Origin of the sequence: Streptomyces purpurogeneiscleroticus (assembly GCF_020024005.1) — a bacterium.
GTDB lineage: Bacteria > Actinomycetota > Actinomycetes > Streptomycetales > Streptomycetaceae > Streptomyces > Streptomyces purpurogeneiscleroticus.
In genome coordinates this window covers 19,320-35,641 of the sequence record NZ_NHSG01000324.1, presented here as the reverse complement: position 1 = coordinate 35,641, position 16,322 = coordinate 19,320, and the positions used below count along the sequence as shown (strand labels likewise).

At 72.5% G+C, this 16,322-nt stretch carries 13 protein-coding genes; 6 read left to right on the top strand and 7 right to left on the bottom strand.

Translation table 11 applies throughout. The features are described from left to right. Positions 1–11: 11 nt before the first annotated feature. The 7 genes from CCS38_RS21235 to afsR all read right to left on the bottom strand — a co-directional run bounded on the left by CCS38_RS21235 (position 12) and on the right by afsR (position 8,535). Positions 12–584 (bottom strand): GTP-binding protein, encoded by a 573-nt coding sequence (locus CCS38_RS21235; protein WP_031051120.1) that lies wholly within the window; start codon positions 582–584, stop codon positions 12–14. A 70-nt stretch (positions 585–654) separates the two neighbouring features. Beyond that, positions 655–1,014: a DUF742 domain-containing protein gene (locus CCS38_RS21230; RefSeq protein ID WP_223734895.1), complete on the bottom strand. Its 360-nt coding sequence runs from the start codon at positions 1,012–1,014 to the stop codon at positions 655–657. Next, positions 1,011–1,439 carry a roadblock/LC7 domain-containing protein gene (locus CCS38_RS21225; protein ID WP_223734894.1) on the bottom strand — a complete coding sequence of 143 codons (429 nt, stop codon included), beginning with the start codon at positions 1,437–1,439 and terminating at the stop codon, positions 1,011–1,013. Before CCS38_RS21225 ends, CCS38_RS21230 begins: the two co-directional genes overlap by 4 nt. Continuing rightward, the gene (locus CCS38_RS21220) at positions 1,436–3,064 is read right to left on the bottom strand and encodes an ATP-binding protein (RefSeq protein ID WP_223734893.1); all 1,629 of its coding nucleotides are present in this window, start codon (positions 3,062–3,064) and stop codon (positions 1,436–1,438) included. The genes CCS38_RS21225 and CCS38_RS21220 overlap by 4 nt, the downstream gene beginning before the upstream one ends. Positions 3,065–3,296: 232 nt before the next feature. Then, positions 3,297–4,862, bottom strand: a complete 1,566-nt coding sequence (locus CCS38_RS21215) for a class I adenylate-forming enzyme family protein (protein ID WP_223734892.1) — start codon at positions 4,860–4,862, stop codon at positions 3,297–3,299. A 209-nt stretch (positions 4,863–5,071) separates the two neighbouring features. Beyond that, positions 5,072–5,302, bottom strand: a complete 231-nt coding sequence (locus CCS38_RS21210) for a hypothetical protein (RefSeq protein ID WP_030263080.1) — start codon at positions 5,300–5,302, stop codon at positions 5,072–5,074. Positions 5,303–5,589: 287 nt separating this feature from the next. Then, positions 5,590–8,535, bottom strand: coding sequence for an SARP-family global regulator AfsR (gene afsR, locus CCS38_RS21205; RefSeq protein ID WP_223734891.1), 2,946 nt, complete (start codon positions 8,533–8,535; stop codon positions 5,590–5,592). 220 nt (positions 8,536–8,755) lie between these two features. Here afsR and CCS38_RS21200 point away from each other — a divergent pair, with 220 nt between their 5' ends. From CCS38_RS21200 to CCS38_RS21175, 6 genes are all read left to right on the top strand, one after another. Next, positions 8,756–10,030, top strand: a complete 1,275-nt coding sequence (locus tag CCS38_RS21200) for an amidohydrolase family protein (RefSeq protein ID WP_223734897.1) — start codon at positions 8,756–8,758, stop codon at positions 10,028–10,030. Further along, positions 10,030–10,980 carry an LLM class F420-dependent oxidoreductase gene (locus CCS38_RS21195; protein WP_223734890.1) on the top strand — a complete coding sequence of 317 codons (951 nt, stop codon included), beginning with the start codon at positions 10,030–10,032 and terminating at the stop codon, positions 10,978–10,980. The genes CCS38_RS21200 and CCS38_RS21195 overlap by 1 nt, the downstream gene beginning before the upstream one ends. A gap of 50 nt (positions 10,981–11,030) precedes the next feature. After that, complete coding sequence (locus CCS38_RS21190) at positions 11,031–11,816, top strand: SDR family NAD(P)-dependent oxidoreductase (protein ID WP_223734889.1); 786 nt, start codon at positions 11,031–11,033, stop codon at positions 11,814–11,816. 105 nt (positions 11,817–11,921) lie between these two features. Then, positions 11,922–13,046: an LLM class flavin-dependent oxidoreductase gene (locus CCS38_RS21185; RefSeq protein ID WP_223734888.1), complete on the top strand. Its 1,125-nt coding sequence runs from the start codon at positions 11,922–11,924 to the stop codon at positions 13,044–13,046. Between the two features lie 30 nt (positions 13,047–13,076). Then, entirely contained in the window at positions 13,077–14,816 is a 1,740-nt protein-coding gene (locus CCS38_RS21180; protein ID WP_223734887.1) for an N-acyl-D-amino-acid deacylase family protein, read from the top strand. Then, complete coding sequence (locus CCS38_RS21175) at positions 14,813–16,270, top strand: aldehyde dehydrogenase family protein (RefSeq protein ID WP_223734886.1); 1,458 nt, start codon at positions 14,813–14,815, stop codon at positions 16,268–16,270. Before CCS38_RS21180 ends, CCS38_RS21175 begins: the two co-directional genes overlap by 4 nt. Positions 16,271–16,322 lie beyond the last annotated feature (52 nt).

The following is a 16,322-nucleotide window of genomic DNA, read 5'->3' as shown; positions in this document are numbered from 1 at the left end:
GTGGGGGGAGGTCACGGGTTCTCCATGGGCGTGTGGTCCAGGACGTGGCCGACGAGGGCGATCAGCGCGTCGAGCGACTGATCGCGGTCGCGGGCGTCGCACAGCACCAGCGGGGTGTCCTCGTGCAGATCGAGGTGGTCGCGCAGGGTCTCGACGGAGTGGTCGGGGGCGTCGGGGAAGGTGTTGACCGCCACCGCGTAACGCAGCCCGGCCTCCTCGATGATGTCCATGACCTCGAAGGAGTCGGCCAGCCTGCGGGTGTCGGCCAGCACCAGCGCGCCGACCGCGCCGCGCGCGATGTCCTGCCACAGCGGCCGGAACCGCTTCTGGCCGGGCGTGCCGAAGAGGTACAGCACCAGGTCGCCCGCGAGCGTGATCCGTCCGAAGTCGATGGCGACGGTGGTCGTGGTCTTCTCGCGGACCCCGGCGAGGTCGTCGACGAACGCGCCGGTCTGCGTCATCACCTCTTCGGTGTGCAGCGGCGGGGTCTCCGACAGGGCCCGGATGAACGTGGTCTTGCCGACCCCGAAGGGTCCCGCGACCAGCAGCTTCACCAGGGTCTGGTCGGTACCGGACAGGTACATGGCGCCGGCGTCGGCGCCCTCGGCGGCGCTGTGCGTGCCGCCCGCCGCGCCGGGGCCCGCGAGTGCTGCGCTAGGACTTGAGAGTGCGGAGTCCATCGAGGACCCTCTCCAGAATCTGCCGGTCGATCTGCTCGGCTTCGGGGATGGGGGAACGGGCGTGCAGGTGCCCGGCGTCGACGAGGTCGGCGACCAGTACCTTCACGACACTGACCGGCAGCCGCAGGTGGGACGCGGTCTCGGCGACGGTCAGCGCGCCCGGCCGCAGCAGCGCGAGGACGCGGAGCGCCTCGGGGCGCAGCCCGGCGGGCGCGGTGACGGTCGCGCCGTACAGCACGGAGAGCCGGTCCAGGGTGTTGCGGCTGGGGCGGGCGCGGCCGCCGGTCGCCAGATAGGCCGGTACGAGACGCCGGTTGCTCTGGCGGGGCGTCATGCGGGCGAACCCGCTTCCCGCGGCGGCGAGCCCATCGCCTTCGCGCCCAGCGTGGCGACCTGGACCTGCATCTGGTGGGAGACCACGCCCATGTTGACGTCAGGACCGGCGAAGACCGCGAGGCAGGTGTTCTCGCCGGCCGGGATGGCGATCACCCAGCCCTCCGCGGACTCCACGACGGTCTGCCGCAGCCGGGCGTCGTCCTGGCCGGCGAACGCGGCGGTCACGGCGCGGCCCGCGCCCTGCAGCGCCGACATCATGGCGGCCACGCCCTCGGCGGCCTCGCGGGCGAGGCCGGGGGAGGAGCCTTCGATGAAGCCGTCGCCGGAGATGACGGCCGCGTGCAGGACGTGCGGCAGCTCCAGCAGCGGTGCCAGCACCCAGGACTGGTCCTGTGTGACGCGGCGGCGGACAGGGGTGCTCATCCTTGGTCGTTCCCTTCGGGGCGCGGAATTCGGTACTCGGCTTCGGCCCGCCCGGAGAGGGTGCCGCTCTGCAGGGCGGCCCAGCGGGTGGCGGACTCCTGCGGGCTGCGCTCGGCGACGGGTTCCGTACGGGGGAGGGGGCGCTCGGGCTCACCGACGGGCCGGCGCCGCCGGCGACGCGGCAGGCCGTCGTCGGGCGCGGGCGCGGGCGCGGGGCCGGAGCCCGGCGCGTGCGTGGTCCCGGACTCCGGCGTGTACGCGGTTTCGGGCTCCCGTGTGTACGCGGGTTCGGACTCGGGCATACGAGCGGACCCGGACTCCGGCGTACGGACGGGTTCGCGCTCGGGCGCACGAGCGGGCGTGTGCTCCGCCGCACCCACCGACGCGGAGCCGACCGCAGACGCGGCAGACGCCCCCGCGATCGGCTCCTGCTCCGGCAGCGACGTGCCCTGTGCCATGCCCTGCGACGCGGTCTGTGCCATGCCCTGCGGTACCCCCAGCGGCGTCGAATGCGCCCGCATCGTCTGCGGCGGCAACGGCGCCATCGCCGACATCGGCTGTGTCGTCTCGTCCAGCAGCGTCAGCAGCGGATCGCCCGGGATGTACACGACGGCCCGGACGCCGCCGTACGGCGAGGACTCGACGTGCACCGTGAAGCCGTACTGGCGCACCAGCTGCCCGACGGCGGCGAATCCGGACCTCGGCGGGTCGCCCAGCTCCGTGAACAGCACCTGATCCCCACCGCTCAGCAGCCGCGTCGCGTACGCGATTTCATCGGCGTGCATGCCGATGCCGTAGTCGTCGACGATGACGGACGCGCCGCGGTTGCCCTGCTGGAGCGTGACGACGACGGGCAGTTCGTGGTGGGAGTGGTGCAGCGCGTTGGCCAGCAGTTCGGTGAGCGCGATGGCGACCGGCTCGACGGCGCGCGCGGCCACGCCCACCGGGTCCCGCAGCAGATTGCTGACCTGGATGCGTTCGTACCCGCGCAGCCGCGACATCGCGCCGACGACGAGGTCGGCGAGGTGCGAGTCGTCGCGGGTCAGCCCCGGCCAGGCGCCGCAGACCACGCCGGTGGTCTGCACCCGGCGCAACGCCTGCTCGTTGAGGAAGTCGGCCTGCAGCAGGTCCTGCGCGACGGCCTGGTCGTCGTACCGGTGCTGCATCTCCTGGAGCAGCGTCTGCAGCCGGTACAGCAGCGCCTGGATGGTGGTCGTGGCGCCGCGCATCGTGGCCTGCGCCGCCTCGTCGACCCTGGTGCGTTCCTTGGCGACCGCCTGCGTGAGCTGGTCCATCGCCGAGGTCAGCGAACGGTCCACGTCGGTACCCGTGAAGCGGGGGTCGCGCAGCCCGCGGACGGCGACGTGCGGGTGGGCCAGCGAGGTGGCGAGGTCGGGCAGCCGGGCCTCGGCGAGGTGCCGGAGTTCGTCCTCCGTGGCGCGGAGTTGGGCGGCGAGCTCGGCGTGGCCGCGCTCGGCGGCGGTGGCGCGGGCCTCGGCCGTGGCCAGGTGTCGGCGCAGGGCCTGACTTCCCTGCCGGGCCCGGACCAGGAAGAGGATCATCACCACCGCGGCGGCCGTTCCCGCGCTCAGGCACCACAACAGTGTCGCCGGTATGGAAGTCATCGAGGTCCTCGTGTGGGGGGTGGCTTGGCGACATCGAACGAACACGTGATCGCCGCCGCGATGTTACCCACGGAGTGACCATTTGCACGGCTGAGTGGGAAAGCGAAATTCCGTGTCGGACAAGATCACTCCGCTTTACCCGCGGTCACGCCGGATACACCCGGAATGTCGCGCCTCACTTGTGAACTACCGTGAAGCACCCACCAGTTGACTCGCCGAGCGGCAAGTCCGTCTATCCCCCCGCGAGTTGGTCCGACCGGTCCGCATACCGCTCCCGCAGCGCGCCCTTCAGCACCTTGCCCAGCGGTCCGCCGCGCGGCAGTTCGGCCGCGATCTCCAGTTGCTCCGGCAGCTTCTGCGTCATCAGCCCGGCCTGCCGCAGATGGCCCGTCAACTCCCCCAGGGTAAGCGCCGGTCGGCTTGGTTCCGCGAGCGTGACCACCGCGCACACCCGCTCCCCGCGCTCCCGGTCCGGCAGTCCGATGACCGCCGCCTCCGCCACGGCCGGATGCTCCCGCACCAGATCCTCGACCTCCTGCGCCGAGATGTTCTCACCCTTGCGGATGATGATGTCCTTCAGCCGCCCGGTCAGGACGAGGTGTCCGTCCGTACGTAGAAACCCCAGGTCACCGGTGTGGAACCAGCCGTCCGCATCGAACGAGGCGGCCGTCAGCGCCGGGTCCGTGTACCCCTGGCAGACCATCGGCCCCTTGAGCGTCACCTCGCCCGGCTCCCCGGCCGGCAGCGCCCGCCCGTCCGGCCCGGCGATCCGCACCTCGGCGCCGGCCACCGGCCGCCCCACCGTCCGCGACAGCTGCTCGTCGGTGTCGTACGGGGTACCCATCGCGATCATCGGGCACTCGGTCATGCCGTACCCGTGCAGCACGGCGCACCCCAGTTCGCGGCCCGCCTCGAAGTACAGCTCCGGCGGCAGCGGCGCACCCCCGCCGGACAGCAGCCGCAGGGAGGGGATCAGCTTCCCGTCGTGCCCGCGCCGCCGAGACTCCTCCAGAAATGCCTGGTAGAAGGCGGTGCTGCCGCCCGCCATGGTGACACCGAGCCGGGCGTACGTGTCCGCGGCAGCGCCCGGCGCGAACGTCTCCACCACCACCGCGGGAAAGCCGCTCACCAGCATCGCGATGACGTAGTCCGGCCCGGCGATGTGCGCATACGGGAAGGCGATCGACCCGATGTCCGCCGCCGACATCTCCAGCGCGGTCGCCAGGCCCACGCCGCCCGCGATCAGCGAGGCGTCCGTGTGCCGCACGCCCTTCGGGGCGGCCGTCGTCCCGGAGGTGTAGTAGATCCAGCCGCCCCGCTCCTGGTCCGCGGTGAAGCCGGGGAGCGTGGCCGGGTCGCCGTCCGGGAGCCCCGCCCCGCCGCCCACGGTGATCACCCGCGTCCCGTCCGGCGCCGCCTTGCGGGCCATCGCCGTGAAGTCGACGTCCCGCCACACCCCCGGTACCAGCACGAACTCCGCGTCTGAAGCGGCGAGTACGTACCCGACCTCGCGCTCCCGGTGCAGATGGACGATCGGTATCTGCACGGCGCCCAGCCGGGCCAGCGCGAGCGAGGCGAGCACCGTGCCGACCCGGGTCGGCAGCTGCCACGCGACCCGCGTCCCGGCCCCGATGCCCAGCTCCCGGAAGCCGGCCGCGGCGCGCAGCGCCCGCTCGCGCGCCTCCCCGAAGGTGACCGTCCGCCCGTCCGGCTCGTAGAACATGACCGCGTCCGCCGACGCGGCGGCCCGGTACTCCACCAGCTCCCAGAGCGTACGTATCCGACCGGACTCATACACGGCGCGCCTCCCGGCGGTGGGCGGGACGGAACGGGATGTGGCGCGACTGTAGCAGTGAGCTGACGGGGCGTCAGGTAGTCGTCGGGTACCGAGTGCCCGGACGCTGTCCGGACACGCCGCAGGGACCGGCTTCGACGGCATCCCCTCCGTGCCGTCGAGGCCGGCCCCTGCGATCCCCCGGGTGGTGGCTCAGCGGGCCGTGCGCGTGATCAGTGTTCGAGCTTCGGCTCGGCGATCGGCCGGTGGCTGTCCTGCGGCGCGATCGTGCCGTCGCCGGCAACCGGCCGCTGGCCCTCCTGCGCGGCCAGTACCTCGTCGCCGATGACGGGCCGGTGGCTGTCCATGGTGACGAGCTCGTCACCGATGATCGGCCGGTGGCTGTCGAGCGGCTTGATGATGTCCTGGTCGTCGGTCTGCGGAGCCTTCTTCTCGGTGTTCACAGTGATCAACTCCTGTGTATGGGCGCTTGCGGTCCACCGCCCGGCGACTCCCCCGTGGGTCGCCGGACGGATGGACCAGGCCGAACACCATTACGGTGGGGCCGCGTCACCGAGCCGCTTGCCCCCCGAGGCGGCGGTTCGGTACGTAGAAGAGTGACGCGCCGCGATGAACGATCGATAAACGGCGACGATTACCTCGCTGACCTGCGGCGATGGTGTCGCCGAGCTACCGGGGACGGTCTCACCGGCCCCCGGTGACGGTCTCAGCGCCGCTCGGTGACAGCCGGTCAGGCGACCGCGGCCGGCGCCAGGAGCTGCTGCACCTGGGCGCTCTCCGCCGCTCCGAGGCGCTCGTAACTGGACAGCGCCTCCTGCCAGCAGACCCGGGCCCGCCCGGTGTGCCCGACCTGGCTCAGCGCACGCCCCAGCGTGGTCAGCGCGTTGGCGCGCCAGAGCTCGCCGCCGACGCCGCGCAGCGCGGTCAGCGCCTGCTCGGCGTAGTTGGCGGCGCGCGCCGGGCGCTGGCCCGCGAGATCGACCTCGGCCAGCCGGAAGTACGTCATGCCCTCCCAGAACGGCTGCCGGCTGTCCTGGAAGATGGTGAGCGCGGCGTTCAACTGCTGTGCCGCGTCCTCCAGGCGCCCGGCCGCGGTGAAGGCGAGCGCCAGCGCGTACATCCCGTTGGCGAGCCGCCGGGTGGCGCCGATTCTGCGGTAGATCGCGACGCCTTCCTCGGCCAGCCCTATGGCGCTGTCCACCCGGCCGGTGTCCAGGTGGACCCGCGAGAGGTTGCACAGCGCGCTCGCCTCGGACTGCTGGTTGCGGTCGTCGCGGAACGCGATCAGCGCCTGGCTGAGGTACGCCTCGGCGTCCGCGTGCCGCCCCTGGGCGCCCGCGATGATGCCGCGGTCGTTGGGCGCGTAGGACGAGGAGATCGGGTCGTTCGTCGCGAGCCCGAGGAGCATCGCCGACTTGGCGTGCTCGTCGGCGTCGTCCAGCCGCCCGGCCAGGGTGCGGATGTAGGCGAGCGAGGTGTGGATACGGGCCTGGGCGTGCTGGTCGCCGAGGGCGCGGGCGGCGGCGAGCAGCGTCGTATTGGCCTGGTCGTGCTGGCGCGCGTCGGCGCCGGACTCGGCCAGGTCCTTGGTGAGCAGGAGCAGATCGGCGGCGCGGCGCACGGTGTCGGCGCCGGTGGACTGCTGGGCGCAGGCCAGCAGGCAGCCCGCCTCGCTGAACAGCCACTCCAGCGCCACCGCGCGGTCCTCGAACGCCAGCCCCGGATAGCTGGTGTGCTCCATGTGGTCCACGAGGCGGTCGCCGGGGCGCTCCAGGGCGTACATCCGGGCCGCCGAGGCCAGGTAGAAGTCCAGCAGCCGGGAGAGGGCCGCGGCGCGCTCGGAGGGCGGGTGCTCGTCGCGCTCGGCGCAGGCACGCGCGTAGAGCCGGACCAGGTCGTGGAAGCGGTAGCGGCCGGGGGCCGCCGATTCGAGGAGCGAGGCGTCGACCAGGGACTCGATCAGCTCTTCGGCCGCGTCGACGTCCATGTCCAGCAGCGCGGCGGCCGCGCAGAGGGAGATGTCCGGCCCGTCGGCCAGCCCCAGCAGCCGGAACGCGCGGGCCTGTGCCGGCTCCAACTGCCCGTAACCCAGCTCGAAGGTAGCCTTCACGGCCAGGTCGCCGGCGCGCAGCTCGTCCAGCCTGCGGCGCTCGTCGGCGAGCTTGCGGGCCAGTACGGACACGGTCCACGTGCGGCGCGAGGCGAGGCGGGAGGCGGCGATACGGATGGCCAGCGGCAGGAAGCCGCAGGCGCCGACGACGTCCATGGCGGCCTTGCGCTCGGCGCCGACCCGCTCCTCGCCGACGATGCGGGTGAAGAGGGTGAGGGCTTCCTCGGGGCTCATCACGTCGAGGTCGATGAGGTGCGCGCCGGCCAGGTCGATCATGCGCGCGCGGCTGGTGATCAGCGCGGCGCAGCCCTCCGTACCGGGCAGCAGCGGCCGTACCTGGGCGGCGTCCCGCGCGTTGTCCAGCAGCGCGAGCACCCGGCGCCCGGCGAGCGTGGAGCGGTACAGCGCGGCCCGCTCCTCCGCGCCGTCGGGGATGGAGGAGTCCGGTGTGCCGAGCGCGCGGAGGAAGGCGCCCAGCACGGCCTCCGGCTCGGCGGGGGTGTGGCCCGCGCCCTGCAGGTCGACGTAGAGCTGACCGTCGGGGAAGTGCTCGCGCGCCGCGTGCGCCACATGGACGGCCAGCGTGGTCTTGCCGACGCCGCCGATGCCGGTGAGCGCGGAGACGGCCATGACGCTGCCCTCGGCCGTGGCGAGCTGCTGGCCGAGCTCCGCGACGAACGCGGCGCGCCCGGTGAAGTCCGCGACGGTGGCCGGGAGCTGTTGGGGGCGCAGCACGGCGGGGTCCGCGCCGGCGCGCTCCTCCTCCGGCGGCGGGCTGGGCGCCTCCAGGCCGGCGTCGGCGCGCAGGATGCGCTGGTGCAGTTCGGCGAGCGAGGCGCACGGGTCGACGCCCAGTTCGGCGTCGAGCAGACGGCGGGTATCGGCATAGACGGCCAGCGCTTCGGCCTGCCGTCCGGAGCGGTACAGCGCGAGCATGAGGAGCTCGCGGAGCCGTTCACGCAAGGGGTGGGCGGCCGTGAGGGCGGTCAGTTCGGAGACCGCCTCGGCGTGGTTGCCGAGGTCCAGGTCGAGGTCGAGGCGGGTCTCGGTGAGGGAGAGCCGCCACTCCTCCAGGCGGGTGCGCTGGTTCTCCGCGTAGGGGCCGGGAACGTTCGCCAGCGGTTCGCCGTTCCACAGGACGAGGGCGGCATCCAGCAGGTCACGGGCGCGGCAGCGGTCGCCGCTCGCGCGGGCCTTCTCGGCCTCGGCCGCGAGTGCCTCGGCGCGGTCCAGGTCGAGGTCGAGCGCGTCCGGCCGGCCGGAGCGAAGGGCGTAGCCGCCGGACTCGCTGACCAGCGCGTCCGCGTCGTCGCCCAGCGCCTTGCGCAGCCGGGAGGCGTAGGTCCGCAGCGCCGCGAGCGCGGCGTGCGGGGGCTCGTCGCCCCAGATGGCGTCGACCAGTTCGGCGGCGGTGGCGGTGCGGCCGCCGCGCAGCAGCAGGGCGGCGAGCAGGGCGCGCTGCTGCGGGGTGCCAGCCGCGAGCGGGGTGCCGTCCCGCCAGGCCCGTACAGGACCGAGCACGGTGAAGCGGAGCTGCCGCGGCCCCTGCCCCGGACTCTCGTCCATGGTGTCCCCCTGCCTGTGCATCTCGTTCGCATCGGCCAGTCTGCCTTGTCGGCGGCCCCTGCGTCAGTAGGGGTCAGGTCTGTGCACAATCCCTTCTCTTGTGATCCGGCGGGCGTTACCACGGCCCCGGAGGAGGGCCGTCCGCTTCTTTGTAGCCGAAGAGCGGTCGACGGCATAGCTGACGGGTCGTCAGTTCGGCGCTACCGTGAGGCACATGGCGATGGACACGGCAACCACACAGCCATCGGGCGCCCCGGCGCCGGACGCGGCGGAGACCTTTCCCAGGATCATCTCGGTGGACGACCACACGGTGGAGCCGCCGCACGTCTGGCGGGACCGGCTGCCCGCCAAGTACCACGACACCGGGCCGCGCGTGGTGCGTGCGCCCCTGAGGGAGATGACCTTCGTGGGCGGGAAGTTCGCCCCGAAGATGGGCGCACCGGGCGACGACGGCCCGCTCGCCGACTGGTGGATCTACGAGGACCTGCACCGCCCGCTGACCCGACTGGACACCGCGGTCGGCTACTCCCGGGACGAGATCAGACTGGAGGGGATCACGTACGAACAGATGCGTCCCGGTTCGTACCGCGTCCCGGACCGGCTGGCGGACATGGACGTCAACCACGTCCAGTCCGCCCTCTGTTTCCCCACCTTCCCGCGCTTCTGCGGCCAGACGTTCACCGAGGCCAAGGACCGTGAGCTGGGACTGCTGGGCGTGCGTGCGTACAACGACTGGATGGTGGAGGAGTGGTGCGGCCCCGAGGCGCGCGGCCGGCTCATACCGCTCACCCTCATTCCCCTGTGGGACGCGGAGCTGGCGGCCGAGGAGGTGCGGCGCAACGCGGCGCGCGGCGTGCGCGCGGTCTGCTTCAGCGAGATCCCGCCGCACCTCGGCCTGCCCAGCATCCACACCGATTACTGGGACCCCTTCCTGCGGGCCTGCGACGAGACCGGCACGGTCATCGCCATGCACATCGGCTCGTCGTCGAGGATGCCGTCCACCTCGGCGGACGCGCCGCCCGCCGTCGGCTCCACGATCACCTTCGCCAACTGCTGCTTCTCGATGACCGACTGGCTCATGAGCGGCAAGTTCGACCGCTTCCCGAACCTGCGGATCATGTACGCGGAGGGCCAGATCGGCTGGATCCCGTACATCCTGGAGCGCGCCGACGTGGTCTGGGAGGAGAACCGCGCCTGGGGCGGCGTCGCCGACAAGGTCCACCGGCCGCCCTCCGAACTCTTCGCCCAGCACGTCCACGGCTGCTTCTTCGACGACGCGTTCGGCCTGCAGAACCTCGGCGCCATCGGGGTGGGCAACGTCCTGTACGAGACGGACTACCCGCACTCCGACTCCACCTGGCCGAAGTCCAAGGAGGTAGGCGAGGCCCAGATGGGCCACCTGGCCCCGGACGTCGTCGAGCGCATCGTGCGCGGCAACGCCATCGAGCTGCTGGGCCTGACGGCGGACGGCCTGTGGGCGGGGGCGGGGGCCTGATGGTGTGGGCGCCGGAGCCGGGCCGGCTCGTGTATGGCATGCAGCTGCCCGTCCAGTCGCAGAGCACGCTGTACGCCGAGTCCTGGGAGGCGGGGGCCGGGCCGCGCGATCTTGTGGAGATCGCCATGGCCGCCGACCGGCACGGCTTCGCCTATGTGGCGTGCTGCGAGCATGTGGCGATCCCGCGCCGGCTGGCCGGGGCGATGAGCACGGTCTGGTACGACCCGGTGGCCACGCTCGCGCATCTCGCGGCCGTGACCGAGCGCGTGCGGCTGCTGAGCCATGTCGCCGTGGTCGGGCTGCGGCATCCACTGCTCACGGCGAAGCAGTACGCCACCTTGGACCGGCTCTCCGAGGGGCGGCTGATCCTCGGCGTGGGTGCCGGGCACGTACAGGAGGAGTTCGAGGCGCTGGGGGTGGACTTCGAGCGGCGGGGGGCCGTGCTGGACGAGACGGTCGACGCTCTGAAAACGGCCCTCGGACCCGAGGAGTTCCCGGTGTTCGCGGGGGAACGATTCTCCTTCGAGGGGCTGGGCCAGGCCCCGCGGCCCGTACAGACGCCCCGCCCGCCGCTCTGGGTCGGCGGCTCCTCACCCGCCGCCGTGCGCCGGGCCGCCGAGCGGGGCGACGGCTGGCTCCCGCAGGGCGACCGCAGGGACCGGCTGCCCGGGCAGATCGCCAGGCTGCGGGCGCTGCGCGAGAAGGCGGGCGTGCGCGAGCCGCTGGTGATCGGCGCGATCGCCGAGCCGCTGTACGTGGGGGAGCCCGGCTGGGACACCGGCAAGTGGACGCTCACCGGCCCGCCGGAACGTATCGCCGCCTCGCTGCGGGAGTACGCGGCCATCGGCGTGCACCAGCTCCAGATCCGCTTCCGCAGCCGCAGCCGCGCCGAGCTGACCGATCAGATGGCGGCCTTCGGGACGGACGTGGCCCCGCTGCTCACCAGTTGAACCGACACAAGGCGTACCGAGGCGTACCGATGCGCACCGAGGGAGCAGGCATGGGCAAGCTCGACGGGCGGGTCGTCGTGATCACCGGCGCCGCACGCGGACAGGGGGAGCAGGAGGCGCGGCTGTTCGTGGCCGAGGGTGCCCGGGTCGTCCTCGCGGACGTGCTGGACGGGCAGGGCCGGGCGCTGGCGGCGGAGCTCGGCGATGAGGCCGCGCTGTACGTACATCTGGACGTGTCCAGCGAGGACGACTGGACGGCCGCCGTGGCCGCCGCCAAGGACGCCTTCGGCGGGATCGACGGGCTGGTCAACAATGCCGGGATCCTCCGCTTCAACGAGCTGGTCGCGACGCCGCTCGACGAGTTCCAGCAGGTCGTCCAGGTCAACCAGGTCGGCTGCTTCCTCGGGATGCGTACCGTCGCGCCGGAGATCGCGGCGGCCGGCGGCGGCACGATCGTCAACACGGCCTCGTACACCGGCCTCACCGGCATGGCGCTCGTCGGCGCCTACGCCGCGAGCAAGCACGCCGTGCTCGGGCTGACCCGGGTCGCCGCGCTGGAGCTGGCGCCCCGCGGTATCCGGGTGAACGCGGTGTGCCCGGGCGCCGTGGACACCCCGATGACCAACCCGGCCGCGCTCGACCCGGCGGCCGACCCGGCCGCGTCCCAGCAGGCGGTGGACGCGCTCTACCGGAAGCTCGTGCCGATGGGGCGCGCCGGCCGGCCCGAGGAGGTCGCGGCCCTGGCGCTCTTCCTGTCCTGCGCGGACTCCTCGTACATCACCGGGCAGCCGTTCGTCGTGGACGGCGGGTGGCTGGCGGGCGTCAGCCTTTTCTGAAGCGGTTCTGACGCGCCATCAGGTATTGACCGGTCCGGCCGCCGGTGGGACAGTCGGCGGCATCCGATCTGACGCTGCGTCAGATGATCAGGGAGGGCAGACCCCTTGGAATTCGGGCTCTTTGTACAGGGATACGTCCCGGCGGCGCGCGCCAAGGCCGACCCCGAGGCGGAGCACAAGGCACTGATCGAGGAGACCGAGTACGTCATCCAGGCGGACCGCTCCGGCTTCAAGTACGCCTGGGCCTCCGAGCACCACTTCCTGGAGGAGTACTCCCACCTCTCCGCCAACGACGTCTTCCTCGGCTACCTCGCACACGCCACCGACCGCATCCACCTCGGCTCCGGCATCTTCAACCCGCTCGCCCCGGTCAACCACCCCGTCAAGGTCGCCGAGAAGGTCGCCATGCTCGACCACCTCTCCGGCGGACGCTTCGAGTTCGGCTCCGGGCGCGGCGCGGGCAGCCACGAGATCCTGGGCTTCATGCCGGGCGTCACCGACATGAACCACACCAAGGAGCTCTGGGAGGAGACCATCGCGGAGTTCCCCAAGATGTGGCTCCAGGACGAGTACGTGGGCTTCAAGGGCAAGCACTGGGAGCTGCCGCCCCGCAAGGTCCTGCCCAAGCCGTACGGGAAGGCCCACCCGCCCATGTGGTACGCCGCGGGCTCCCCCTCCTCGTACGCCATGGCCGCCAAGAAGGGCCTCGGCGTCCTCGGCTTCAGCGTCCAGAAGGTCTCCGACATGGAATGGGTCCTGGAGTCCTACAAGTCGGCGGTCAAGGACGCCGAGCCGGTCGGCGCGTTCGTCAACGACAACGTGATGGTCACCTCCACCGCGATCTGCGCCGAGACGCACCAGAAGGCCGTAGAGATCGCCGTCAACGGCGGCCTCAACTACCTCCAGTCCCTGCTCTTCCGCTACCACGACACCTTCCCGCGGCCCGAGGGCATACCGGAGTGGCCCGACCTCCTCCCCGAGTACACCGAGGAGCTCATCGAGCTGCTGATCGCCGAGGAGCTGATGATCTGCGGCGACCCGGACGAGGTGCTGCGGCAGTGCAAGCGCTGGGAACAGGCCGGCGCCGACCAGCTCTCCTTCGGCCTGCCCGTCGGCATCTCCCGCGAGGACACCCTCACCACGATCGAGCTGATCGGCGAGCACGTCATCCCGAAGATCGACACGGACCCGGTGCACCGCACCACGCGCTTCCGCCGGGCGGCCGGCTGACCACCCGCGTCTGAGAGGAGTACCGGCACCATGCTCGACCACCTGATCAAGGGCGCGACCGTCGTGGACGGCACGGGCGCACCCTCGTACGCCGCGGACGTCGGCATCCGGGACGGCCGCATCGCCGTACTCGCCGAGCCGGGCGCGGTCGCCGAACCGGCCCGTACGGCCGAGGACGCCGAAGGACTCGTCCTCGCACCGGGTTTCATCGACCCGCACACGCACTACGACGCGCAGCTCTTCTGGGACCCTTACGCCACCCCGTCCATGCACCACGGCGTGACGACGGTCGTGGGCGGCAACTGCGGCTTCACCCTCGCACCCCTGCACCCCGGCCGCCCCGAGGACGCCGACTACACCCGGCGGATGATGAGCAAGGTCGAGGGCATGTCCCTGGTCGCGCTGGAGGAGGGCGCGCCCTGGAACTGGCACACCTTCGGTGAGTACCTCGACGCGCTGGACGGCCGGACCGCCGTCAACGCCGGCTTCATGGTCGGCCACTGCGCGCTGCGCCGCCACGTCATGGGCGCCGACGCCATCGGCGGACAGCCCACCCCCGAGCAGCTCCAGGAAATGCTGCGCCTCTTCCACGAGGCGATGGACGCGGGCGCCTGGGGCCTGTCCACCACCCAGTCCTCCTCGCACTCCGACGGCGACGGTGCGCCCGTCGCCTCCCGGCACGCCGGCCCCGACGAACTGCTCGCCCTCTCCCGCGCGGTCGCCGACCACGAAGGCACCCAGCTGGAGGCCATCGTCGCCGGCTGCCTCGACCAGTTCTCGGACGCCGAGGTCGACCTGTTCGTCGCCATGTCCGCAGCCGCCGGACGGCCGCTGAACTGGAACGTCCTCACCATCGACGCGGCCGTACCGGAACGGGTGCCGCGCCAGCTCCTCGCCAGTGAACGGGCGCGCAAGGAAGGCGGCCGGATCGTCGCCCTCACCATGCCCATCCTCACCCCCATGAACATGTCCCTGGGCACCTTCTGCGCCCTCAACCTCATCCCGGGCTGGGGCGACATCCTCGGCCTTCCCGTGCCCGAACGCCTCGCCAAGCTGCGCGACCCGGCCGTACGCGAGGAGATGCTGCGCCGCGCGAACAGCAAGGAGGCGGGCGTCTTCCGGCGGCTGGCCCACTTCGACCGGTACGTCATCGGTGACACCTACTCGGCCGCCAACGAAGGGCTCACCGGCCGCGTCGTCCGCGACATCGCCGCCGAACGCGGCCAGGACCCCTTCACCTGCCTCGTCGAGATCTGCGCCGCCGACGACCTCCGTACCGTCCTGTGGCCCATGCCCACCGACAACGACCCCGCCAGCTGGGAGCTGCGCCGGGAGACCTGGGAACACGAGGACGTCCTCCTCGGCGGCTCCGACGCGGGCGCCCACCTGGACCGGATGTGCGGCGCGCCGTACACCACCCGCTTCCTCGGCGACTGCCTGCGCGGGCGCCGGCTCGTCGGCCTGGAACGCGCCGTGAAGATGCTCACCGACGACCCGGCGCGCCTCTTCGGGCTGCGCGACCGCGGCCGGATCGCCGAGGGGTACCACGCCGACCTGGTCCTCTTCGACCCCGAACGGATCGACGCGGGGCCCGCCACCCTCGTCCACGATCTGCCCGGGGACAGTCCACGGCTCGACTCGCGGGCGCTGGGCGTGGTGAGCGTACGCGTCAACGGCGTACAGACCCTGCGCGACGATGTGCTGACCGGGGCCGTACCGGGCACGGTGCTGCGCTCCGGGCGGGACACCGAGACGGTGAGCACCCGGTGACGGGGGAGGAGCGGCTGTTCATCGGGGGCCGGTGGGTGGCCCCGGAGCTGGGCCACTACGAGGTGACCGACCCGGCCACCGAGGAGGTCGTCGGGCTCGCCCCCGAGGCGAGCCGGGAACAGGTGTACGCGGCGGCCGCGGCGGCCCGTGAGGCGTTCGAGAGCTGGTCGCGCACCGCCCCCGAAGAGCGCGCCCGGATCCTCGCCCGTACCGCGGAGATCATCCGGGACCGCGCCGGGCCGTACGCCGACCTGGCCCGCGCCGAGTCCGGCGCCACCACCGCCACCGCACGCGGCATGCAGGTCGCGGTGGGCGCCGCGCGCTTCGACCGGTACGCGCGCGGCGCCCTGGAGCCGGTCGAGGAGCCCCTGCCGCCGCAGATCAACGAGGCCGGGCCGATGGGCAAGGCAGGCGTCCTCGGCGCGCTCGCCGTCCGGCGGCCGGTCGGCGTCGTCACCTGCATCACCTCCTACAACAACCCCTGGGCCAACCCGGCGGGCAAGATCGCGCCCGCCCTCGCCATGGGCAACACCGTCGTCGTCAAGCCCGCGCCGCAGGACCCGCTGTCGGTCTTCCGGATGGCGGAGGCCCTGGCGGCGGCCGGGGCGCCGCCGGGCGTGGTGAACGTGGTGACCGGCTCGCGCCCCGAAGCGGGCGAGGCGGCGGTCGAGGCGCCGGACGTCGACATGGTCAGCTTCACCGGCAGTACGGCGGTCGGCCGGGCCATCGCGGAGGTGTGCGGCCGCGGCATGAAACGCCGGCTGATGGAGCTGGGCGGCAAGGGCGCAGCCCTCGTCTTCGACGACGCCGACCTGGCGGCGGCCGTCGCCGGCATCGGCACCACCTTCTCCTTCTACAGCGGCCAGATCTGCACCGCGCCTACGAGGGTGCTCGCCCAGCGCGGCGTGTACGAGCGGCTGGTCGAGGGGCTCGCGCGGTACGCCGGGGCCCTGAAGGTCGGCGATCCGCGCGCCAAGGACACGGTCGTCGGGCCGGTCATCTCGGCGGCGCACCGCGACCGCGTCGAGGCGTACGTCGCGCTCGGCCGCAAGGAAGGCGCCCGGCTGGTCACCGGCGGCGAGCGGCCGGCGCTCGACCGCGGCTGGTACGTCGCCCCCACCCTCTTCGCCGACTGCACCCCCGACATGCGCGTCGTCCGCGAGGAGATCTTCGGCCCGGTCGTCTCCGTCCTCCCCTTCGACGACGAGGAGGAGGGCATCGCGCTCGCCGACGACAGCGAGTACGGACTGATCGACTACGTCTGGTCCGGCGACGTGGCCCGCGCCTTCCGGGTCGCGCGCCGGCTGCGCGCGGGAGGCGTCGGCATCAACACCGTGGGCCGCAACATGGAGGCCCCCTTCGGAGGCTTCAAACAGAGCGGCGTGGGCCGCGACGTCGGCTCCTACGCCCTGCGCGCGTACAGCGAACTCCAGTCGCTCGTCTGGCCCGGGTGAGCCGTACGGATGGCCTGGGTGAGCGGTACAAAGGCCCGCCGAGTCCGGATAG